General features: G+C 66.2%; 16 protein-coding genes, 1 tRNA gene and 1 pseudogene. 11 read left to right on the top strand and 7 right to left on the bottom strand.

Features of this window, described 5'->3' with window-relative positions; translation table 11 throughout:
* Window positions 1-109: 109 nt before the first annotated feature.
* A complete protein-coding gene (locus SB751_RS27070) occupies window positions 110-2,134 on the bottom strand; it encodes an alkaline phosphatase D family protein (RefSeq protein WP_410748741.1) in 2,025 nt (674 codons plus the stop codon).
* Window positions 2,135-2,242: 108 nt separating this feature from the next.
* A complete protein-coding gene (tsaD, locus tag SB751_RS27065; RefSeq protein WP_410748740.1) occupies window positions 2,243-3,286 on the bottom strand; it encodes a tRNA (adenosine(37)-N6)-threonylcarbamoyltransferase complex transferase subunit TsaD in 1,044 nt (347 codons plus the stop codon).
* Window positions 3,287-3,454: 168 nt separating this feature from the next.
* On the opposite strand from tsaD, the gene SB751_RS27060 reads away from it, so the two are divergent.
* The 4 genes from SB751_RS27060 (at window position 3,455) to dnaG (ending at window position 7,665) form a co-directional block, all read left to right on the top strand.
* Window positions 3,455-4,693: an NAD(P)/FAD-dependent oxidoreductase gene (locus tag SB751_RS27060; RefSeq protein WP_144199722.1), complete on the top strand. Its 1,239-nt coding sequence runs from the start codon at window positions 3,455-3,457 to the stop codon at window positions 4,691-4,693.
* A 125-nt stretch (window positions 4,694-4,818) separates the two neighbouring features.
* Window positions 4,819-5,031: a 30S ribosomal protein S21 gene (gene rpsU / locus SB751_RS27055; protein WP_144199698.1), complete on the top strand. Its 213-nt coding sequence runs from the start codon at window positions 4,819-4,821 to the stop codon at window positions 5,029-5,031.
* Between the two features lie 138 nt (window positions 5,032-5,169).
* Complete coding sequence (locus tag SB751_RS27050) at window positions 5,170-5,619, top strand: GatB/YqeY domain-containing protein (RefSeq protein WP_092290346.1); 450 nt, start codon at window positions 5,170-5,172, stop codon at window positions 5,617-5,619.
* 204 nt (window positions 5,620-5,823) lie between these two features.
* Window positions 5,824-7,665, top strand: a complete 1,842-nt coding sequence (gene dnaG, locus SB751_RS27045) for a DNA primase (RefSeq protein WP_144199696.1) — start codon at window positions 5,824-5,826, stop codon at window positions 7,663-7,665.
* Window positions 7,666-7,826: 161 nt separating this feature from the next.
* Here the strand turns inward: dnaG and SB751_RS27040 are convergent, their stop codons facing one another.
* Window positions 7,827-8,159, bottom strand: coding sequence for a hypothetical protein (locus SB751_RS27040; RefSeq protein WP_246119004.1), 333 nt, complete (start codon window positions 8,157-8,159; stop codon window positions 7,827-7,829).
* A 22-nt stretch (window positions 8,160-8,181) separates the two neighbouring features.
* Here SB751_RS27040 and rpoD point away from each other — a divergent pair, with 22 nt between their 5' ends.
* The 3 genes from rpoD to SB751_RS27025 all read left to right on the top strand — a co-directional run bounded on the left by rpoD (window position 8,182) and on the right by SB751_RS27025 (window position 11,461).
* The gene (rpoD, locus tag SB751_RS27035) at window positions 8,182-10,461 is read left to right on the top strand and encodes an RNA polymerase sigma factor RpoD (RefSeq protein WP_144199694.1); all 2,280 of its coding nucleotides are present in this window, start codon (window positions 8,182-8,184) and stop codon (window positions 10,459-10,461) included.
* A gap of 9 nt (window positions 10,462-10,470) precedes the next feature.
* Window positions 10,471-10,549: transfer RNA gene (locus tag SB751_RS27030), tRNA-Ile, on the top strand.
* Between the two features lie 303 nt (window positions 10,550-10,852).
* Entirely contained in the window at window positions 10,853-11,461 is a 609-nt protein-coding gene (locus SB751_RS27025; RefSeq protein WP_144199692.1) for a glutathione S-transferase family protein, read from the top strand.
* Between the two features lie 183 nt (window positions 11,462-11,644).
* Here the strand turns inward: SB751_RS27025 and SB751_RS27020 are convergent, their stop codons facing one another.
* Complete coding sequence (locus tag SB751_RS27020; RefSeq protein ID WP_144199690.1) at window positions 11,645-12,454, bottom strand: IclR family transcriptional regulator C-terminal domain-containing protein; 810 nt, start codon at window positions 12,452-12,454, stop codon at window positions 11,645-11,647.
* 162 nt (window positions 12,455-12,616) lie between these two features.
* On the opposite strand from SB751_RS27020, the gene SB751_RS27015 reads away from it, so the two are divergent.
* Together SB751_RS27015 and SB751_RS27010 are read left to right on the top strand one after the other, a co-directional pair.
* A complete protein-coding gene (locus tag SB751_RS27015) occupies window positions 12,617-14,260 on the top strand; it encodes an acyl CoA:acetate/3-ketoacid CoA transferase (protein WP_410748739.1) in 1,644 nt (547 codons plus the stop codon).
* Between the two features lie 74 nt (window positions 14,261-14,334).
* Window positions 14,335-15,333 (top strand): Bug family tripartite tricarboxylate transporter substrate binding protein, encoded by a 999-nt coding sequence (locus SB751_RS27010; protein ID WP_250024693.1) that lies wholly within the window; start codon window positions 14,335-14,337, stop codon window positions 15,331-15,333.
* A gap of 167 nt (window positions 15,334-15,500) precedes the next feature.
* Here SB751_RS27010 and SB751_RS27005 read toward each other — a convergent pair.
* Window positions 15,501-17,115: pseudogene (locus SB751_RS27005) on the bottom strand (alkaline phosphatase D family protein).
* A gap of 260 nt (window positions 17,116-17,375) precedes the next feature.
* Between SB751_RS27005 and SB751_RS27000 the strand changes: the two are divergent.
* Window positions 17,376-18,890 (top strand): DEAD/DEAH box helicase, encoded by a 1,515-nt coding sequence (locus SB751_RS27000; protein ID WP_144199681.1) that lies wholly within the window; start codon window positions 17,376-17,378, stop codon window positions 18,888-18,890.
* 70 nt (window positions 18,891-18,960) lie between these two features.
* Here the strand turns inward: SB751_RS27000 and gluQRS are convergent, their stop codons facing one another.
* A complete protein-coding gene (gene gluQRS / locus SB751_RS26995; protein WP_144199679.1) occupies window positions 18,961-19,830 on the bottom strand; it encodes a tRNA glutamyl-Q(34) synthetase GluQRS in 870 nt (289 codons plus the stop codon).
* Window positions 19,831-19,841: 11 nt separating this feature from the next.
* The gene (locus SB751_RS26990) at window positions 19,842-20,768 is read right to left on the bottom strand and encodes a LysR family transcriptional regulator (protein ID WP_144199677.1); all 927 of its coding nucleotides are present in this window, start codon (window positions 20,766-20,768) and stop codon (window positions 19,842-19,844) included.
* A gap of 155 nt (window positions 20,769-20,923) precedes the next feature.
* On the opposite strand from SB751_RS26990, the gene SB751_RS26985 reads away from it, so the two are divergent.
* Window positions 20,924-21,622 (top strand): pirin family protein, encoded by a 699-nt coding sequence (locus SB751_RS26985; protein ID WP_211943404.1) that lies wholly within the window; start codon window positions 20,924-20,926, stop codon window positions 21,620-21,622.
* The last annotated feature ends 48 nt before the right edge of the window (window positions 21,623-21,670 follow it).

Below are 21,670 nucleotides of genomic sequence, written 5' to 3'. Positions count from 1 at the left end.
CTGAGTCCCGTGCAATACAGGACTCAGCCCTCCGGCGCCTAGCGTCACCGACCGTCCAACTTTAGGGGGTCAGTTCATCGGGTGGCTTTTTTGCTACCTGCGCGGTGGATTAGAGGACGTTCACCGCCGGCGTGCCCGCCAGCACCTCCACCACCGTCGTGCTGGCCGTGGCCGGCTGCGCCGGCGCCACGCCATCGGTAATCGGCTTCAGCGTGTGGAAGCTGCAGCTGAGCTTTGCGGCGGTCAGCGTGATCACCGCGTAGCCCTGCGCATCGGTATTCACATGCTTGAGCCACGGGTTGAAGGCGGACAGTGTGCTGTTGAACGTGTTCACCACTGCGCCGTTCTGCTCGACGTAGACCAGCGGCTTGGCGGCCGCGAACGCCGCCTCGTTATCGACCACGCTCTTGAAATAGCTCTGGAACGAGTTGCTCGAGAGCCCCGCCGTGACCAGGTCGACCATGACCGGAGCCGGGGTGGCGGCATCGTAGTCGTCCATGACCGGGCCGGCGAAGAACGCGTGGATATCGCCGGTCAGCGCCACCACGTTGCCAATGCCCTGGGCTTTCAGGAACGCCATCATGCTCTTGCGTTCAGCGTTGTAGCCGTCCCATTGATCCGCATTGAGAATGTACTGATCGAGCAGCGTCACGGGCGGCAGCTGGGCGTTCAGCGCCGGGGCAATCACGGCATCGAACACGGCGTTCGAGATGCCGGCGTTGGCCAGCAGCAGCGCCTTCAGCGCCACGTAGGCGGGCGTCGGGTAGGTGCCATCTCCCTTGGCGGTGGTCAGGTCCGTGACCAGTGCCGTGGTCATCGCGCCTTGCAGCGGCGCCAGCGCGGCGTTGGATTGCACCAGTCCTGTTGCAATCAGCGCGGCGATGGCCTGCGTGCCATCGATCTGCATGCGCAGCAGCGACACCTCATTGCCCCACAGCTTCCACGTGGTGTTGGCGGCGCCCATCTGCGCCTGCCACCAGCCGCGCTGGGTATCGCCGAGGATCGACACCGGCGTCAGTGCGCCACCGGCGGCGGTCATCTTCTGCGCCTCCAGGCCCGCGAGCGTGGCCTTCGGCACGAAGTAGCGGCTGCCGATGTCGCTGCCGGCGGCCTGTTCGGGGATCACGTGGTCGGCGCGGTACAGGCGCTCGTCGGTCATGACCAGCGTGGCGAGGTTGCCGAAGGTGAACGCGCGGTAGATCTGGATGTTCTGGAACGAGGCGTCGGCGGCGTCGAACCTGACATCGGCTGGCATGAACTCGAACCAGGCCTGGCTGGCCGCACGGCGGCGGGCCAGGCGCGGCGTGGCGTCGTCGGTGTCGCTATAGGTCTGGTGGTCCTGCCAGCAGTCGTCGGAGAACTCGTGGTCGTCCCAGATGGCGATGACCGGGAAGCGCGCGTGCAGCGCCTGCAGGCGCGGGTCGCTGCGATATGTCTTATAGAGATAGCGGTAGTCGTTGACCGTCGTGGCGTAGCGGGAGCCGTCGTCGCCGGCGGTGCCGTCGGGCAGGCGCAGCTGCGTGTGACGCGTCTCGACCTTGCCGGTCTGGAACGCCGCGCCAACGGTCTCGTAGATGTAGTCGCCCATATGGACCACGAAATCGAGATCCTGCGCCACCAGCTCCTCCATGCCGGCCCAGTGGTTCACACTCCAGTCCTGGCAGGTGATGAACGCGAACTTCAGTTGCGACAGCGGCGTGCCGGCGGCCGGCGCGGTGCGCGTACGGCCCACCGGGCTGGTCTGGCTGCCGGTCAGGAATCGGTAGTAATAGGTCGTGGCTGCCGAGAGGCCGGTCACCTTGTTGCGCAGCGTGTAGTCCCACTCGGGCAGCGCCTGGAGCGTGCTGTCCACGAGCAGCGTGCTGAAATCCGGCTGCGCGGAGACCTGGAGCCGCACGTTCACCGGCTGGCCGCCGTTGCTGCCGTCCACGCGCGTCCACAGCATCACGCTGTCCGGCTTCGGATCGCCCGAGGCCACGCCTTGCTGGAAGGTGAACACCGGGCTGTTGTCGGGGGTGGTCGGCGGCGCCGGATTGGCGGCGGGATCGTCATCGCCGCCGCAGGCGGTCAGCCCCGTCGTGGCGACCGTTACCGTGACGAAGCTTCCCCATTTCAAGAATTTGCGGCGATCCATGAGCGTTTCCTCTTGTTGTCGATGTGATGTCGGAAACGCAAATTGTTCGGTCGCTGTGTGACCGCGATGTGTCCGATCGAGGATCGGACCTGGAGAATTCCTTCGACCTCAGGCCTCAGGCGGGCAGGCGGGCAGGCGGATATCGGCCAGATCCCAGCGGGGCGTGACCCCGTAGTCGTAGTCGTGGCGGGCCACCTGCGGCGCGGCCTGGAGCCGCATCGCGCCGGCAAACGCGATCATCGCGCCGTTATCGGTGCAGAAGGCGAGGTCCGGGTAGTAGACGTCCACCTTGCGGCGGCGGCCCATCTCGTTCAGGCGCTCGCGCAGTTGCTGGTTGGCGCCCACGCCGCCGGCCACCACCAGGCGCTTGTGCCCGGTCTGCTTGAGCGCGGCGAACGACTTGGCCGAGAGCACGTCGACGATGGCATCGACAAACGCGCGCGCGAGGTTCGCGCGATCCTGCTCGCACGGGTTCGAAAGCTTGCGGGTTTGTGTCAGCACGGCGGTCTTGAGCCCTGCGAACGAGAAATCGAGGGTGCCCGAATGAAGCATCGGCCGGGGCAGGTCGAACGCGCCCGGCGAGCCGAACGCGGCCATCCGCGACACTTCCGGGCCACCCGGATAGCCCAGGCCGAGCAGCTTGGCGGTCTTGTCGAAAGCCTCGCCGGCGGCATCGTCGAGGGTCTCGCCGAGCAGCGCGTAGTCGCCTACGCCCTTGACCTCCATCAACTGCGTATGGCCGCCCGAGACCAGCAGCGCGATAAACGGGAAGGGCGGCGGCGCGTCGGTCAGCAGCGGCGAGAGCAGATGGCCCTCCAGATGATGGACGCCGACCATCGGCACGTTCAGCGCGAAACCGAGCGCATTGGCGACCGAAGCGCCCACCAGCAGTGCGCCGGCAAGCCCCGGCCCCTGGGTGTAGGCAATGGCGTCGATGTCCTGGCGCGTGCGGCCGGCGTCGTCCAGCACCTGGCGCAGCAGGGGCAGCACGCGGCGGATATGGTCGCGCGAGGCCAGTTCGGGCACCACGCCGCCGTATTCGCGGTGCATGGCGATCTGCGAGTGCAGCGCGTGCGCGAGCAGGCCGGCCCCGGTGTCATAGAGGGCCAGCCCGGTTTCATCGCAGGAGGATTCGATACCGAGGACGAGCATGAAAAACAGGAACGGCCGGTGCGATAAACGCGGAATTGGCGTCGATCGTGCCGGCAAGTGCGCATAAACAGGGAAGGACAGCAGGGTAGCACAGCGGCAGGCGGTGCGCCGGCGCGGCTTTTCGCTACAATCCACGCTTCTTGAAAGGCAGGTATGACAACAGGGGCGATGAAGGGCAAGGCCGACCGGTTCGACGTGGCAGTGCTGGGCGCAGGTGCGGCCGGCATGATGTGTGCCGCCGTGGCCGGGCAGCGCGGGGCGCGCGTGGTGCTGATCGACCACGCGACACGGCTCGCTGAGAAAATTCGCATCTCGGGCGGGGGGCGCTGCAATTTCACGAATCTGCAGGCAGGTCCGGCCAATTACCTGTCATCGAACCCACATTTCTGCCGGTCGGCGCTGGCGCGCTACACCCCGCAGGATTTCCTGGCGCTGATGCGCCGGTACGACATTGACTGGCATGAGAAACATCGCGGCCAGCTGTTCTGTAACAACAGCGCCGAGGACGTGATCCAGATGCTGCGTGCCGAATGTGACGCAGGAAGCGTGCACTGGCGCACCGGCTGCACCATCGACGAAATTCGCCGTGAAGGCGATGACTATCTGCTGCTGACCACGCAAGGCGCGGTGCGCGCCGGCGCGGTGGTCGTGGCAACGGGTGGTCTGTCGATTCCGAAGATCGGGGCCACGGATTTCGGCTACCGCATCGCCCGCCAGTTCGGGCTCAAGATGATCGATACGCGGCCCGCGCTGGTGCCGCTGACGTTCGACGGCCAGGCGTGGCAGCCCTTCGTGCCGCTGGCCGGGGTGTCGATGGAAGTCGATATCCGCACGGGCAGCGGCAAGGCGGCCGGCGCGTTCAAGGAAGACCTGCTGTGGACGCACCGCGGGCTGTCCGGCCCGGCCGTGCTCCAGATTTCCAGCTACTGGCGCCCCGGCACGCCAATCGAGATCGACCTGTTTGATGGCGAGGATGCCGCCGAGTGGCTGATCGGACATAAGAAGGGCAGCCGGAAGCACCTGGCGAACCTGCTCGGCGAGCGCCTGCCGTCGCGGCTGGCCGACGCATGGTGCGCGGCGGCCGGCTTGTCGGGCGCCCTGCCGGTGGCGGACCTGCCGGACAAGGCCCTGCGCCAGCTAGGCGACGCGCTGAACCGCTGGCGGCTGGTGCCTTCGGGCACCGAGGGCTACAAGAAGGCCGAAGTGACGATCGGCGGCGTGGACACGCGCGGGCTGTCGTCCGCCACGATGATGGCGCGCGAGGTGGACGGCCTGTACTTCATCGGCGAGGTGGTGGACGTGACTGGCTGGCTGGGCGGCTACAACTTCCAGTGGGCCTGGGCGTCGGCCGTCGCAGCCGGCGAGGCAGTGGCCGAAGCGTCACGTGGCGCGAGCGCTGTGGCGTAGCGGGCACGGTCCGTCCAGGCGGGGCCGATGCGCGTGCAGCGTCACAGGCCTTGCGCTACAATCGGCGCTCTCATCACGCTGGCAAGGGCTGGCAGCCGGCAATCTCTTCTTTCCTTTTTGGCCAAATGACGACGATTCGCCTCAAAGAAAATGAACCGTTCGAAGTCGCGATGCGCCGCTTCAAGCGCACCATCGAGAAGAACGGGCTGATTCCCGAACTGCGGGCGCGAGAGTTTTACGAGAAGCCGACCGCCGAGCGCAAGCGCAAGCGGGATGCTGCGGTGAAGCGCCATTACAAGCGCATCCGCAGCCAGACGCTGCCCAAGAAGCTCTACTGATCGCGCCTTGCGTCAGCTCCGAACCCGCTGCGGGCATGGCTCCGGCGGGTTTTTGCGTTATGGTCCAATAATTGGTCCGGGCGACGCCGCGCTGGCGCGCGCCCGGTTGCTGTCCATCCATTCTTTCGGAAATCTGCCATGTCCCTCAAAGCCCGCATCAACGACGACATGAAGGCCGCCATGCGCGCCCGTGAATCCGAGCGGCTCGGCACCATCCGCCTGCTCATGGCCGCCATCAAGCAGCGCGAGGTGGATGATCGCGTGGAACTGGACGACGCCGGCATCACCGCCGTCGTGGACAAGATGCTCAAGCAGCGCAAGGACTCGATCTCGCAATTCGAGCAGGCCGGCCGTACCGACCTCGCCGACAAGGAGAAGGCCGAGGTGGAAGTGCTCACCGCCTATATGCCGGCGCAGTTGTCCGAGGCCGAGGTGGCCGCCGAAGTCCAGAAGGCCGTGACGGAGTCGGGTGCGGCCGGTCCGCAGGACATGGGCAAGGTCATGGGCCTGGTCAAGGCGCGCCTGGCAGGCCGGGCCGACATGACGGCCGTCTCCGCGCTGGTCAAGGCGGCGCTGACGGGGAAGTAATCGACGGGTTCAGGGTGTTGGCGTGGCGTTGGGCGAAGATGCCGTCAGGTTGGCGGGGCTTGGCGATGAAAGCCCGGTTTTTCGGGCGCCACGTTGCATCTGCACTACAATGATTCGATAGCCACCGGGCGACGTTCCGGTCACGCATTCACAGAAAAGCGGTCGCCAACACGGCAGGCCGCCTCCATCAGGACGGTCAGTCGGGTGATTCCGCAATCCTTTATTCAGGACCTGCTCAACCGTGTCGACATTGTCGATGTGGTGGGCAAGTATGTGCAGCTGAAGAAGGGCGGCGCCAATTTCATGGGCCTCTGCCCGTTCCACAACGAGAAATCCCCGTCGTTCACCGTGTCGCCGACCAAGCAGTTCTATCACTGCTTCGGCTGCGGCGCCCATGGTTCTGCCATCGGCTTCCTGATGGAATACTCTGGTCAGTCCTACCCTGACGCGGTGCGTGAGCTGGCGCAGTCCGTGGGGGTGACGGTGCCGGAGGAGCGTGACCGCCTGCCGCCGGCGCAGCGTGCCGAGCAGCAGGCCAAGTCCGTGGCGTTGTCCGACGCCATGACGCGCGCCACCGAGTTCTATCGCAAGCAGCTGCGCGGTGCGCCGCAGGCTATCCAGTACCTCAAGGGGCGCGGCCTGACCGGCGAGATCGCGGCAAACTTCGGCCTGGGCTATGCGCCGGACGACTGGCAGGGCCTGGAAGCCGTCTTTGGCAGCTATCGGGACGACAACGTGGCTGCCCCACTGGTGGAAGGCGGGTTGCTGATCGAGTCGAGCGATAAGCGGGACGCTGACGGCAAGCCGCGCCGCTATGACCGATTCCGCGACCGCATCATGTTCCCGATCCGCAACACTAAGGGGAATGTGATTGGCTTCGGTGGCCGGGTGATGGGCCAGGGCGAGCCAAAATACCTGAACTCTCCTGAAACGCCGCTCTTCAGCAAGGGAACGGAGCTGTACGGCCTGTTCGAAGCCCGGCACGCCATCCGCGAAAATGGCTACGTGTTGGTGGTGGAAGGCTATATGGACGTGGTGGCGCTGGCCCAGCTTGGCTTTGCCAATGCCGTGGCCACGCTCGGCACCGCGTGCACGACTGTGCACGTGCAGAAGCTGTTGCGCCAGACCGACGCCGTGGTGTTCTCGTTCGATGGCGATTCAGCGGGCCGCCGCGCGGCAAGACGGGCGTTGGAGGCATGTTTGCCGCACGTTGCCGACAACAAGACGATACGTTTCCTGTTTTTGCCAGCAGAACATGATCCGGACAGCTATGTGCGGGAAGAGGGCACGGACGCCTTTGCCCGCCAGGTGCAAACCGCGATGCCGCTGTCGCGCTTCCTGCTCCAGGTAGTCACCGAGGAACAGGACCTGCGCCAGCCCGAAGGCCGCGCCCGCGCCCAGTACGAGGCCAAGCCGCTGCTCCAGTCGATGCCGGCTGGCGGATTGCGACTACAGATCGTGCGCGAACTTGCCGATGCTACCGGTACGACACCTGCCGAGATCGAGGCCGTGTGTGGGTTGGGCAGCGATTCGTCGCGGGTGGGGCGTTTCGCCCAGCCGCGGCCACGCGCGCGCCGTCAGGCGCCCACCGGGCTGGAGCAGCGCGTGATTCAGTTGCTGATGAGCTATCCGTCACTCGCCAGCCGTCTCGATGCCGATACACGGGCGCTGCTGCTGGATAGCACAAGGCCAGAAGCCGAAGTGCTCGCTCACTTGGTGGAGGCTTGCGATGGCCTCCAGGGGGCGGTGAACTTCGCGGCTTTCAGCGAGCACCTGGCGCAAACGCCTTATGCCGAGGTCTACGCCGGGGCCCGGACGGCGGTGCTCAAGGAAGAAATCGAAGAGGAGCCGGCGACCATGGAATTCGACGGCGCCATCCACAAATTATTGGCAGAACCCTTGCAACGCGAGCTGGAAGTGCTTCAAAAGGCAGTTTCGGCCGGCGGGGCCAGCGAGGCGGACAAGACCCGCATGGTCTGGCTGGTGGCCGAGGTGCAGCGCCGCCGTCAGCTCGGCTTGCGGCCCGCCACGACCGATGGGGCCTGAGCCGGCAAGGGTTGGACAGGATGCGGCGGAAAGGTGAAATGGGGGCTTGAGTGCACAACGGTGGGTGCCCAGACGGGGATATCTGGCGCTTGTCCGGTGCTTAAGCCTTGATTTTTCAGGTGAAAACCTTACCTGAGTGGAAGCCGGGTGTTGGCAACGTGCTACAATGCCCGGTTTGGATTGCGAAATCTCTCTCCAGTACTGGCGAAAGTGAGCGTGCCAATGGCAAAGGCCAAAGCAACCGAAAGGGTAGCCGATAAGGCGCCCTCCAAAGCTCCCCAATCAGGGAGCGGCAAGGCGTCCGTGAAAACAACGGCGGCGAAGACTTCGACCGCGACAGTCAGGACGACAACAGCCCGGTCTGCGCCAGCAAAGCCCGCGCACGGTGCAACTGCACCGGCAGGGACCACTTCCGCCAGGAATCGCACATCCGAAAAGACAAAGCCCTCGACTTCGGCACGCGAGAGCGGCGAGAGCGCCAATACGAGCGGCAAGCATCATGCCGCTTCTGCACCCGTGAAAGGCAAGAGTATCACCGTGGCGAAACAGCAGAATACCGAAGTCGAGAGCAAGCGTGCGGCAACGACGGCCAGCACCCGGAACGGAGCCGCCAAGACTGGCGCTGCCGCCGTGGCGCCCAAGGCCCGTGCCGCGACTCCCGCACCCGTTGCATCCGAGCGTCCCGCTGCCCCGGCCGTCAAGCCGGAGCCCAAGAAGCGTGGCCGCAAGCCCAAGGCCGAGATGCAGCAAGACGACAGCACCCCAGAAGACGTGACTGAAGAGTTTTACGAAAACGACGCGCCAGCGGCCGCCGCACCCGCCGCTGCGCCCAAGACCGAAAAGCAGAAGGCCAAGGACCGCAAGGCCAAGGAAAAGGCGCTGCTCAAGGAGTTCGCCTCGACCCAGCAGGGCACCGAGGAGGAACTCGAGGTCCGCCGCCAGAAGCTCAAGGCGCTGATCAAGCTCGGCAAGTCGCGCGGCTACCTGACCTACGCGGAAATCAACGATCACCTGCCGGACGACATGGTCGATTCGGAAACGATCGACACGCTGGTCGCCACGCTGAACGACATCGGCATCGCCGTCTACGAGCAGGCGCCGGACGCCGAAACGCTGCTGCTCAACGACAACGCGCCGTCCGCCACGAGCGAGGAAGAGGCTGAGGAAGAGGCGGAAGCCGCACTTTCTACCGTCGATTCCGAATTCGGCCGCACCACCGACCCGGTCCGCATGTACATGCGCGAAATGGGCACGGTGGAGCTGCTGACGCGCGAGGGTGAAATCGAGATCGCCAAGCGGATCGAAGCCGGCCTGAAGGACATGGTCATGGCCATCTCGGCCTGCCCGGTCACGATTTCCGAGATCCTGGCGCACGCCGAGCGCGTGGCGAACGACGAGATCAAGATCGACGAGTTCGTCGATGGCCTGATCGATCCGAACGCCGACGAAGTGGCGGAAGCCCCGGCTGCGGCCGCGGCGGCAGCCGATGAGGAAGATGTCGAGGCCGACGAGGAAAGCGATGGCGACGAGGAAGACGAGGACGACAGCGCTGCTGGCGGCGCGGCTTCCGCACGCCAGCTGGAAGAACTGAAGCAGAACGCGCTGGAGAAATTCCGCGTGATCGCCGAGCAGTTCGACAAGATGCGCCGTGCCTTCGAGAAGGAAGGCTACAAGTCCAAGCCGTACGTGAAGGCTCAGGAAGCGATCCAGGCCGAACTGATGGGCATCCGCTTCACCGCGCGTAACGTGGAGCGCCTGTGCGACACGCTGCGCGGCCAGGTGGACGAGGTGCGCAAGCTCGAGCGGGCGATCCTGAACATCGTCGTGGACAAGTGCGGCATGCCGCGCTCGGACTTCGTCGCCCGCTTCCCGGGCAACGAGACGAACCTGGACTGGATCGAGACCGTGGTGGCCGACAGCAAGGGCTACAGCACGATCGTCGAGCGTAACGTGCCGGCCGTGCACGAACTGCAGCAGAAGCTGATCGACCTGCAGGCGCGCGTGGTGCTGCCGCTGAAGGAGCTGAAGGACGTCAACCGCAAGATGTCCGAGGGCGAGAAGCGCGCCCGCGAGGCCAAGCGCGAGATGACCGAGGCCAACCTGCGTCTGGTGATCTCGATCGCCAAGAAGTACACGAACCGTGGCCTGCAGTTCCTGGATCTGATCCAGGAGGGCAACATCGGCCTGATGAAGGCGGTGGACAAGTTCGAATATCGTCGCGGCTACAAGTTCTCCACGTACGCCACGTGGTGGATCCGCCAGGCCATCACGCGTTCGATCGCGGACCAGGCGCGCACGATCCGGATTCCGGTGCACATGATCGAAACGATCAACAAGATGAACCGGATTTCGCGTCAGATCCTGCAGGAAACGGGCAACGAGCCCGATCCGGCAACGCTGGCCGAAAAGATGGAGATGCCGGAGGACAAGATCCGCAAGATCATGAAGATCGCGAAGGAGCCGATCTCCATGGAAACGCCGATCGGTGACGACGACGACTCGCATCTGGGCGACTTCATCGAAGACACGAACACGCTGGCGCCGGCCGAGGCCGCGCTGCATGGTTCGATGCGCGACGTGGTGAAGGACGTGCTGGACAGCCTGACGCCGCGCGAGGCCAAGGTGCTGCGGATGCGTTTCGGCATCGAAATGAGCACGGACCACACGCTCGAAGAAGTGGGCAAGCAGTTCGACGTGACGCGTGAACGGATTCGCCAGATCGAGGCCAAGGCACTGCGCAAGCTGCGCCACCCGAGCCGCTCCGACAAGCTGAAGAGCTTCCTGGAAGGCAACTAAGCCCTCCAAGGGCCTCTAGCTCATGCCTGGTTAGAGCAGCGGACTCATAATCCGTTGGTGCCGTGTTCGACTCACGGGAGGCCCACCAACTTACGTGGTAGTAAAAAGGGGTTACGGTTATGCCGTAACCCCTTTTTTTTGTACGTCTTAGCCCACGACCGCTGGCAGCCGGAACGATGCCACCGTCGTTGAACATGGCGCAGCTTGGTTGGTGTCGATGACGCCTTTAACGGTCGCCAACCTGATCCGCTGAAGTCCCGATTGACGATGTCGACAAAGGTCGACAGGAATTCAGTGGCGTCCTACAAAACCGTTGGCATCCGCACATGCCCAACGCATCATATGGGGATAGCCATCTCCCTATTGATGTCCTTCCTCGGAGCGCAGAAACATGAGACTGATCGGCATGCTCGATTCCCCCTACGTGCGGCGCGCGGCCATCTCGCTGGCGTTGCTCGACATGCCGTTCCGGCATGAATCGGTATCGGTGTTCAGCACTTTCGAGCAGTTCCGCGCGATCAATCCCGTGGTCAAGGCGCCCTCGCTGGTCTGCGACGACGGCATCGTGCTGATGGATTCCTCGCTGATCATCGACTACGCGGAAGCCGTGGCGGGGCGCAGTCTCATGCCGTCTGAGCTTGGCGCGCGCCAGCGGGCGCTGCGCATCATCGGCCTGGCGCTGGCCGCATGCGAAAAGGCCGTGCAGGATGTCTACGAACACAACCTGCGCCCAGCCGAGAAGCAGCATCAGCCCTGGCTGGACCGCGTGGACGGGCAACTCGCCCGCGCCTATGCGCTGCTGGAACAGGAAATTGCGACGCGCGCCGTGCCGGCCGATGCCAGCACGCTGACTCAGGCAGACGTGACAACCGCCGTGGTCTGGACCTTCACGCAGGCGCTGCTGCCGGGCAAGGTGGCGCCAGCGCAACATCCGTCGCTCGCGGCATTCACCGCCGCGGTAGAGCAATTCGACGTTTTCCGCAATTGGCCACACGCCTGAAGGCGCACCCGTCCGGAGGTGCGATACCCCACTAATTTCCCCACAAATGGGTGATGTCGGCGGAGGGGCCTTCGCGCAAGATAGTCCCGGGGCAACAGGATCCTTGCCCCGCTACCACTTCAGCCCCGCGACCTCCCCGGCCTGCGGGGCTCTTTCATTCTGGGGCCTGCTTTCGGAGTCTTCCTACCGCGCGCGCAGGATCGCTTCGATCTTCTCCGCCGCCGCGCGCAGTGGGGGCAGGTAGTGCGATTCCAGATAGGCCTGGTTGCGGCTGCCCAGCACCATGCTGAGCCCCAGGCCGGCCACGGTCTTGCCGGTCTGGTCGCGCAGCGGCACGGAAATCCCGGCGAAGCCATCGACGAGTTCGCTGACCAGTGTGCAGAAGCCATCGGCTCGAACTTGTTCGAGCTTGCGCGCCAGCGCCGCCCGCGAGTCGATCGTGAACGGCGTCAGCTTGCGCAGTTCGGCGGCATCCAGATAGGTCACCAGCGCGGCGTCGTCCAGCCCCGCCAGCAGCACGCGGCCCAGCGAGTGGGCATACGCGGGCATGCGGCGGCCGATGGCCATGTCCACGCGCAGCATCTGGCTCGGCTCTTCGCGCGCCACCAGCACCACCGAGTCGCGGTCGAACATGCCGATCGAGCAGCTTTCGCCCACCTCGGCGCAGAGCGCCTGGAGATAGGGGCGGGCCAGCTGTGGCAGGTTCATCGAGGCAAAGTAGGCATAGCCGAGGTCCATCACCTTGGGCGTCAGCGCAAAGTAACGGCCGTCCTGCGCCAGGTAGCCGTTGTGCTCGAGCGTCAGCAGCAGCCGGCGCGCAGCGGCGCGGGTGACGTCGAGGTGCTCGGCCACTTCCTGCATAGTCAGCCGCTCCACGCCGCTCGCATACAGGCGCAGCAGCGCCAGCCCCTTGGTGAGCGAGTCGAGCAGCTCGTCCTTCTTCGGGGCGTCGTGGGGGACGTCGTTGGCGGCGGTGGCGTCGGAGCGCGTCATGCGAGGGTGGAAAAGGGGGATAAAGGGAAAGTAGGGGTTTGTCGGGATGCGGCGCAGACTTGCGTCCGGGCGTCCGATCCGTATGATAGGCGTTTTGCGAACATTTGTTCGGGAATCGTGGCTCGGTAGAAACCACGACACAAGAAGACCCAGGAGACAGCAATGAAGGTGATCACCACCCGGCAGGCGGCCGAGCTTGTCCAGAGCGGCTGGACCGTGGCCAGCGCAGGCTTCGTGGGCGCTGGGCATGCCGAGGGCGTGACCGAGGCGCTGGAGTCGCGCTTCCTGCAGGACGGCCTGCCGCGAGACCTGACGCTGGTCTATTCGGCCGGCCAGGGCGACCGCGGCGCGCGTGGGGTGAATCACTTCGGCAATGCCGGCATGACCCGGGCCATCGTCGGCGGCCACTGGCGCTCGGCCACGCGGCTGGCCACGCTCGCCATGAACGAGGACTGCGAGGGCTTCAACCTGCCACAGGGCGTGCTGACCCACCTGTACCGCGCCATCGCCGGCGGCAAGCCGGGTGTCATGACGAAGATCGGCCTCCATACGTTTGTCGATCCCCGCACGGCGCAGGACGCCCGCTACCACGGCGGCGCCATCAACCAGCGCGCGCGCGACGCCATCGCGGCAGGCCGCGCCAACTGGGTCGAGGCCGTGGATTTCCGGGGCGACGAATACCTCTTCTATCCGAGTTTTCCGATTGACTGCGCGCTGATCCGCTGCACCGCCTCGGACACGCGCGGCAACCTGAGCACGCACCGCGAGGCGTTCCACCACGAGTTGCTGGCGATGGCGCAGGCCGCGCACAACTCGGGCGGCATCGTGATCGCGCAGGTGGAGTCCATCGTCGACTATCACGAGAACCTCCAGGCGATTCACGTGCCGGGCATCCTTGTCGATTACGTGGTGGTCAGCGAGGAGCCGGCGCACCATCAGATGACGTTCGCCGAGACCTATAACGCGGCTTACGTCACGCCGTGGCGCGGGGAAGCTGCTGCCGCAGCCGAAGCGGCCCGTGAGGCCGAGGCGCTGCCAGCCACCGCCGCGCCGCTCGACGCCCGCACCATCGTCCAGCGCCGCGCCGCCATGGAGATCGCGCGCCGCCAGCCGCGCGTAGTCAACCTCGGCGTGGGCATGCCCGCCGCCGTGGGCGCGCTGGCGCACCAGGCCGGGCTCGGCGGCTTCACGCTGACCGTGGAGGCGGGCCCCATCGGTGGCACGCCGGCGGATGGCCTGAGCTTCGGCGCCTCCGCCTACCCCGAGGCCGTGGTGGATCAGCCGGCCCAGTTCGATTTCTACGAGGGCGGCGGCATCGACCTGGCCATCCTCGGTCTGGCCGAACTCGACGGCCACGGCAACGTCAACGTGAGCAAGTTTGGCGAAGGCGAGGGCGCGCTGATCGCGGGCGTGGGCGGCTTCATCAACATCACCCAGAGCGCCCGCGCGCTGGTCTTCATGGGCACGCTGACGGCGGGCGGGCTGGAAATTCGCGCCGAGGACGATCAACTACGCATCGTGCGCGAAGGCCGCGTCAAGAAGATCGTGCCCGAGGTCTCGCACCTGAGCTTCAACGGCCCGTACGTGGCGTCGCTCGGCGTGCCGGTGCTGTACGTGACCGAGCGCGCGGTCTTCGAGATGCGCGCCGATGCGCATGGCGAAGCACGCCTGACGCTGGTGGAGATCGCCCCGGGCATGGACCTGCAGCGCGACGTGCTCGACCAGTGCGCCACCCCCGTGGCCGTGGCCGACGACCTGCGCCAGATGGACCCGCGCCTGTTCCGCCCCGGCGTGATGACGCTCTGAATCTCGCGCGGTATCTATTAGTTAGTCAGTCGAAGAAGCAGGCCGGCCATGACCGGCCCATTGGAGGAAACACCGTGCATTACCAACGTCGTCGTTTTACGATTTCCGCGCTCACGCTGTCCGTCGCGGCCACGCTGCCGCTGGCCGCCGCGCCCGCGCTGGCCCAGCAGGGCTACCCGGACAAGCCGATCCGGCTCGTCGTGCCGTTCCCGGCCGGCGGCCCGACCGACACCGCTGCGCGCATCATCGGCCAGAAAATGGGCGAGAACCTGAAGCAGACCGTGGTGATCGACAACCGCCCCGGCGCCTCGGGCACCATCGGCGCTGAAGCCGTGGCCAAGTCCGCGCCCGATGGTTACACGCTGCTGATGCTGGCCACGCCGACGCTGCTGGCCCCGCATTTGATCCCGCGCAAGAGCTACGACCTGTTCAAGGACCTGGCGCCCGTGGGTGCGGCCTATGAGCTGCCGATCGTGATGGTGGTCAATCCGCAGTCGATGCCCGATGTGACGGACCTCCAGCAGTACATCGCCAAGGTCAAGGCCAAGCCGGGCGAAACCAACTACACCAGCGCCGGCAACGGCAGCTTCGGCCATCTGTCGACGGAACTGCTGAAGAACCTCGGCCATTTCGACGTCCAGCACGTGCCGTACAAGGGCAGCGCCCCGGCGATTTCCGATCTGCTGGCCGGCCAGGTGCCGATGATGTTCGCGGACATGATCGCCGCGCTGCCGCACATCAAGGCCGGCAAGCTGCGGCCGATCGCGGTGGGGTCGGCCAAGCGCGTGAGCTTCACGCCCGATGTGAAGACCGTAGCGGAGCAGGGCTTCCCGGGCTTCGATGCGTCGTCGTGGGGCGGGCTGCTGGTGCCGGCCGGCACGCCGAAGGAGATCGTCGCCAAGTTGTCTGCCGAACTGAAGGCTGCGCTGGCCGATCCGACCGTCCAGCAGAAGATGCTGGGCGCCGGCACGGTGGCGTCCTATATGCCGCCCGATCAGCTCGCCACGCGCATGCGCAACGACTATGCGAAGTGGGGCAAGGTCATCAAGGACAACAACATCAAGAGCGACTGAGGCTGGCTGACGATTCAGACAGCCGTTTGGCGGTTCCTCGCCTATACCGGAGCGGAGCGGGGCGGGGGATAGGGCGGACCTTTGCCGATCAACATGTCGTACTTCGTTGATATTCCGGCCCTATCCTCCAACCCCTCTCCCTCCGGGATCGGGGAGCCACCAGCCGCTCAGCCCTGCGCCTGCAAGGTCTGCGCGTACTGCGACACGCCGTTCAGGTCGCGCAGGTCCACGGTCAGCGCGCGCGAGGCCGGATCGATGTTGATCTCGCCGAAAAACTGGAAACCGGCCAGCGGCGACAGGTTCTGCGCGGGCGGCGCCTTCTGGAACACCACGCGCGGCCCGAAGGTGTTGTCGAGCGGATTGGGGCCGAAGCTGCCCGCGTTGAGCGGCCCCGCCACGAACTCCCAGAACGGATCGAAATCCTGGTAGACCGCCCGCTCGGGCGCGTAATGGTGCGCGGCGCAGTAGTGCACGTCGGCGGTGATCCACACCACGTTCTTCAGCCCGGCCTGGCGCATCCGCGTCAGCAGCCGCGCGGTTTCCAGTTCGCGGCCCAGCGCCGGGCCGTCGCCATTGGCAATGGCTTCCCAGCGCGCGCGGCCCTGTGCATCCTTGCCATCGGGCACGCGGAGGCCGATCGGCATGTCCGCCGCAATCACCTTCCATGTGGCGCGCGACGCCACCAGCTCCGCCATCAGCCACTCCAACTGCGTGTTGCCGAGGAAGGGCGTGTCCGCGCCTTCCACGGTTTCGCGGTTGTAGCCGTTCGGGCCGCGGAAGCTGCGCATGTCGAGCACGAACACATCGAGCAGCGGGCCCTGGGCGATGCGGCGATGCACGCGCTCGTCCAGCCCCTGGCGGTGCCAGCGCATCGGTGCGTTTTCGAGGAAGGCGCGCCGGCCGCGTGCCACCAGCACGCTGACGTCCTTCTCGGTGTAGCGCGCATCGCCGGACAGATCCTTCGACGCGGACCAGTTGTTGGTCACCTCGTGGTCATCCCACTGCCAGATCTGCGGCACCTGCCGGGCGAAGGCGCGCACGTTCTCATCGAGCATGTTGTAGCGATGGCGGCCTCGGAATTCCTTCAGGGTCTCGGCCACCTTGCTGACTTCCTCGGTGACGACGTTCTTCCAGATCCGGCCGTCCTCCGCCTTCTGCTCGGCCCGGATGGGGCTGTCGGCGTAGATCGTGTCGCCGCTGTGGATGAAGAAGTCCGGGTTGCGCTGGCGCATGGCGTCGTAGATGCGCATGCCACCCAGTTCCGGGTTGATGCCCCAGCCCTGGCCGACCGTATCGCCGGACCAGACGAAGCGCACCGGGCGGTCGGCGGCCAGCGAGGGCGTGCGGAAGCTGCCGTCCAGCCACGGGCCCAGGCCGCGCCGCTCGCCCGGATTCTCGAACGCCACCCGCACGAAGTACGGCTGGCCCGGCATCAGGCCGGTCAGCATGCGTGCGGGCGGTGAGATCGGTCTCGGCGCTGGCCAGCGGGCCGGAGAGGCGGGCGGCGTTGCGGAACGACGGATCGGTGCCGTATTCGATGGCCATCCGCGCCGGGCGGTCGGCGCGGGCCCAGACCACGAGGCCGTCATCCGAAGGATCGCCCAGCTGGAGGCCAGCCGGCGCACCGGGCCGGGCCGAGGACACCACGGCCGGCGCTGCGATCAATGTGCCGCTAAAGGTACTCAGACCGACGCCGAGACCCAGAAAGCGGCTTGACGTGCGCAGGAAGCGCCGGCGGGCCAGATCGGTCGGAGAAGGCACAAGTTGTGGCGTATTCGGCATGGATGGGTCTGGAATCGGGGTCCGGTGGGCCGCTGCCGGCACATCGTCGGGCCAGTATCGTCGCCGCGCCATGTGACACGGCGTTGACATGACATCTGGCGATACTCACGAAGCACCGGGCACTGATGGTAGAATCCAAGTCTTTGATTTTCTGGGCAATTGCCGATCGTGACCCAACGCCCCGCGTTGGCGCAGCCCGGCGTGCCTTTCTCGAGACGCGTGTCAGTTGGCGCGGGCCTCGCCCGCCAGACACCGAAACCATGACGATGACGACCACCCCAGACCAGACCCCAGCCGCAGAGCAAACGTTCGAAAGCTTCGGGCTGGATTCGCGCATCCTGCGCGCCTTGACCGAACAGGGCTACACCACGCCGACGCCGATCCAGGCGCAGGCCATTCCGGTGGTCCTCCTCGGCAAGGACGTGATGGGCGCCGCGCAGACCGGTACCGGCAAGACGGCAGGCTTCGCGCTGCCGATCATCCAGCGCCTGCTGCCGATGTCGAACGCGAGTGCCTCGCCCGCGCGCCACCCGGTGCGTGCGCTGATGCTGACGCCGACGCGCGAACTGGCCGACCAGGTCTACGACAACGTGGCGCGCTACGCCAAGCATACCGACCTGCGCAGCACGGTGGTGTTCGGCGGCGTGGACATGAACCCGCAGACCGATGCGCTGCGCCGTGGCGTGGAAATCCTCGTCGCCACGCCGGGCCGCCTGCTGGACCACGTGCAGCAGAAGTCGGTGAACCTGTCACAGGTGCAGATGCTGGTGCTGGACGAAGCCGACCGCATGCTCGACATGGGCTTCCTGCCGGACCTGCAGCGCATCATCAACCTGCTGCCGGCACAGCGCCAGACGCTACTGTTCTCGGCCACGTTCTCGCCGGAAATCAAGCGGCTGGCCTCGAGCTACCTGAAGCAGCCGGTGACGATCGAAGTGGCACGCAGCAACTCGACCAACGAGAACGTGCGCCAGATGGCCTACCGCGTGGAAGACGGCCACAAGCAGGCCGCCGTGGTGCACCTGCTCAAGCAGCGCGCGTCGGAAACCGATTCGCGCCAGTGCATCGTGTTCGTCAACAGCAAGATCGGCTGCTCGCGCCTGGCGCGTCACCTGGAGCGCGAGGGCATCAACGCCGCCGCCATTCACGGCGACAAGACCCAGACCGAGCGCATGCAGACGCTGGAAGGCTTCAAGACCGGCACGATCGACGCCCTGGTGGCCACCGACGTGGCTGCCCGTGGCCTGGACATCCCGGCCATGCCGTGCGTGATCAACTTCGACCTGCCGTACAGCGCGGAAGACTATGTGCACCGCATCGGCCGCACGGGCCGGGCTGGCGCCAGCGGCGATGCGCTGTCGATCTACGTGCCGGGCGGCGATGACCGCCTGCTGGCCGATATCGAGAAGCTGATCAAGCGCAGCATTCCGCGCGGGGAGTTGAATGGCTTCGACCCGACCGGCGAGCGCGCGCGCAGCGAGGAATCGGACCGTCGCCGCCAGCGTGGCGATGTGCGCCGCGCCCGTGACAACGGTGGCGAAGCGGCGGCGGAGGCGGAAGCCGCGCCGGGTCGTCGTCGTCGCACCGAAAGCGGTGGCCGTCAGGCGTTCCGTCCGTCGGACGATCCGTTCTTCTCGCGCCCCTACGAGCCGTCGAACCATCACGCCAACGCGCAGCCGGCCGACGAGCAGTTGGCCGCCGCGCTGAGCCGTGGCCGCCCGGCGCCGAAGCGCCCCGTGGCAGCGCTGCTGGGCGGCGCGCCGCGCAAGTCGTAACAGACGGCTCGGGCAACAAAAAAATGGCACCTTCGGGTGCCATTTTTGTTTGGTCTGGCGGAAAGCCTGGTCAGCGCTGCATCGCCGCCCACTGCGCGGTTGCCGCCGCCAGCCAGGCCGGCACGCTGGTCTCGCCATTGGCGATGCCGAGGTGCGCCCCGGCCATGCGCAGCGCATCCAGCGGGGCGGCCGTGTCGATGGCCTGCGCGCCGCTCTGCTTGCTCAGCTTCTCGCCATCGGCGTTCACCACCACGGGCACGTGCAGGTAGGACGGCGTGGGCAGGCCCAGCAGGTGTTGCAGGTGGATCTGGCGCGGCGTGGAGTCGAGCAGATCGGACCCGCGCACGATATGGGTGATGCCCTGCGCGGCGTCATCCACCACCACGGCGAGCTGATAGGCCCACAGGCCGTCCGCGCGGCGCAGGACGAAGTCGCCGAGTTCCGTTTCCAGGTCCTGGCACTGGCGGCCCTGCCAGCGGTCGTCGAAGCAGATCGTCGCGGCCGGGCCGTCCGGCACGCGCACCCGCCACGCGCGCGGCAGCTTGCCGTGCAGGCCGTTGCGGCAAGTGCCGGGGTAGCCGAGCGTCTGGTGGCGTTCGCGCACGTGGACCAGCGAGTCGGCAATTTCCTTGCGTGAGCAGCCGCAGGGGTAGAGCTGGCCGCTGGCGTCGAGGCGGCGCAGCGCATCGGCGTAGCGGGACTCGCGGCGGCTCTGCCACTCCGGCGCCTCGTCGGGGCGCAGCCCGAGCCGTTCCAGGGTCTGCAGGATGTCGAAATCGGCGCCTTTCACACAGCGCGGATAGTCGATGTCCTCGATGCGGACCAGCCAGTCACCGCCATGGGCGCGGGCGTCGAGCCAGCTGGCCAGCGCCGTGACCAGCGAGCCCAGGTGCAACGGGCCGGTGGGCGAGGGCGCAAAGCGCCCGCGATAGCGGGGCATCGGCAATTCCCTCAGGCCGGCTGGCTGGCTAGCGGCTGCTGCATCAGTGCCTGCGCAAGGCGGGGGTCTTCAAGCTTGCTGGTCCACCATTGCAGCGCCTTGCCGCGCGAGCTGGTGCGCCATGCCACCTTGAAATTGCCCGGCGCGCGCACTTCCACGGTCTCGCGGGCCAGCAGCACGCCGCTCTCGATATGGGGCGCAGCCATCGGGGCCGGCAGCCAGCCGCAGCCCAGGCCACGGATCTGCGCCTCCAGCTTGTCGCGCATGGTTGGCACCACCAGGACGTCCTGCCCTGCCAGCACGCCGTGCGTACGCGCCGGCAGGTTGCGCGAGGTATCGCCTACCGCCACGATGCGGTGCTTGGCGATCTGCATCGTCGTCAGCGGCCCTTCCTCGGTGGCCAGCGGATGGTGCGAGGCCACCGCGAACACGAACGGCACCGACCCGAGCGGCCGCACCTGGAAACCCTGCGTGCTGGGCGCCTCATAGGCCCCGCCAATGACCAGATCGACCCGATTGCTGACCAGCGCATCCCAGGCGCCGCCTAGCACTTCCTTCGAAAAGCGCAGCCGCGTGGCGGTGTTCTCGGCATAGAAATCCTGGATCACCGGCAGCAGCGCGCGAAAGTTGACGAGGTCGTCCAGGGCGATGCTGAGGTTGGCTTCCCAGCCCGTGGCGAGGCGCTTGACGCGCCGCGCGAGGTCATCGGCGGCATGGAGCAGGTGGCGGCCTTCGTCCAGCAGGGCGCGGCCGGCCGGGGTCAGCTCGGCGCGGTGACGGCGGCGGTCGAACAGCAGGACGTCCAGATCCTCCTCCAGCTTGCGGACCACATAGGTCAGTGCGGAGGGCACCTTGCCCATTTCGTGGGCGGCAGCGGCAAAGCTGCCCTTGCGCTCGATGGCGTCCAGGACTTCGAGGGATTCGAGGGAGAGGGGCATGTTCAGAAAATCTGAATGAATTCTTCTAACCGGGTGCCCGCCAATATACGCCGACTCCCCTAAACTGCCTAGCATCGAAACGCCGCTGACCCAAGCCAGTCCGATAGTGACAGGCGATTTTGGGAATCTCGGAGGCCACAAGGAGGGCCATCAAAATGATTGAAATCCGTAAGTCAGACGAACGCGGTTATGCGGACCATGGCTGGCTCAAGTCTTATCACAGCTTCTCCTTCGCAGATTACTACGACCCGCGCCATGTTCAGTTCGGGCCGCTGCGTGTGATCAATGAGGATCGCGTGGCGCCGGGCATGGGCTTTGGCACGCACGGCCACCGGGACATGGAAATCATCAGCTATGTGCTTGATGGTGAACTTGCGCACAAGGACAGCATCGGCAATGGCAGCGTGATCCGTCCGGGCGATGTGCAGCGGATGAGCGCCGGTACCGGCGTGCGGCACTCGGAATACAACCATGCCGCGCACGACACCACGCACTTCCTGCAGATCTGGATCATCCCCGCCCAGAACGGCATCGAGCCGGGCTACGAGGAACGCAATTTCCCGGCCGAGGAAAAGCGCGGCAAGCTGCGCCTCGTCGTCAGCCCGGATGGTGCTGAAGGCTCGGTGGTGATCCATCAGGACGCGCGGCTCTACGCCGGGTTGTTCGATGGGGACGAGGCCGCCACGCTGGCCATCGCCCCGGGTCGCCGTGCCTATGTACATGTGGCGCGTGGTGCGATCTCGGTCAACGGGCAGGTGCTCGGGGCCGGCGATGCCGCGAAGCTCGAAGCGGTCGAGGCCATCACGCTGGCCCAAGGCAGTGGGGCCGAAGTGCTGGTCTTCGACCTGCCCTGAACGCGACATTAGTCCGTAGCCATCCGCCCGCCGGTGCCCCCGGCGGGC

This window comes from Cupriavidus sp. SIMBA_020, from assembly GCF_046535395.1.
GTDB classification, from domain to species: domain Bacteria; phylum Pseudomonadota; class Gammaproteobacteria; order Burkholderiales; family Burkholderiaceae; genus Cupriavidus; species Cupriavidus campinensis.
The sequence above is the reverse complement of the archived record's forward strand: the minus strand, read 5'-3'. Positions and strand labels throughout refer to the sequence as shown.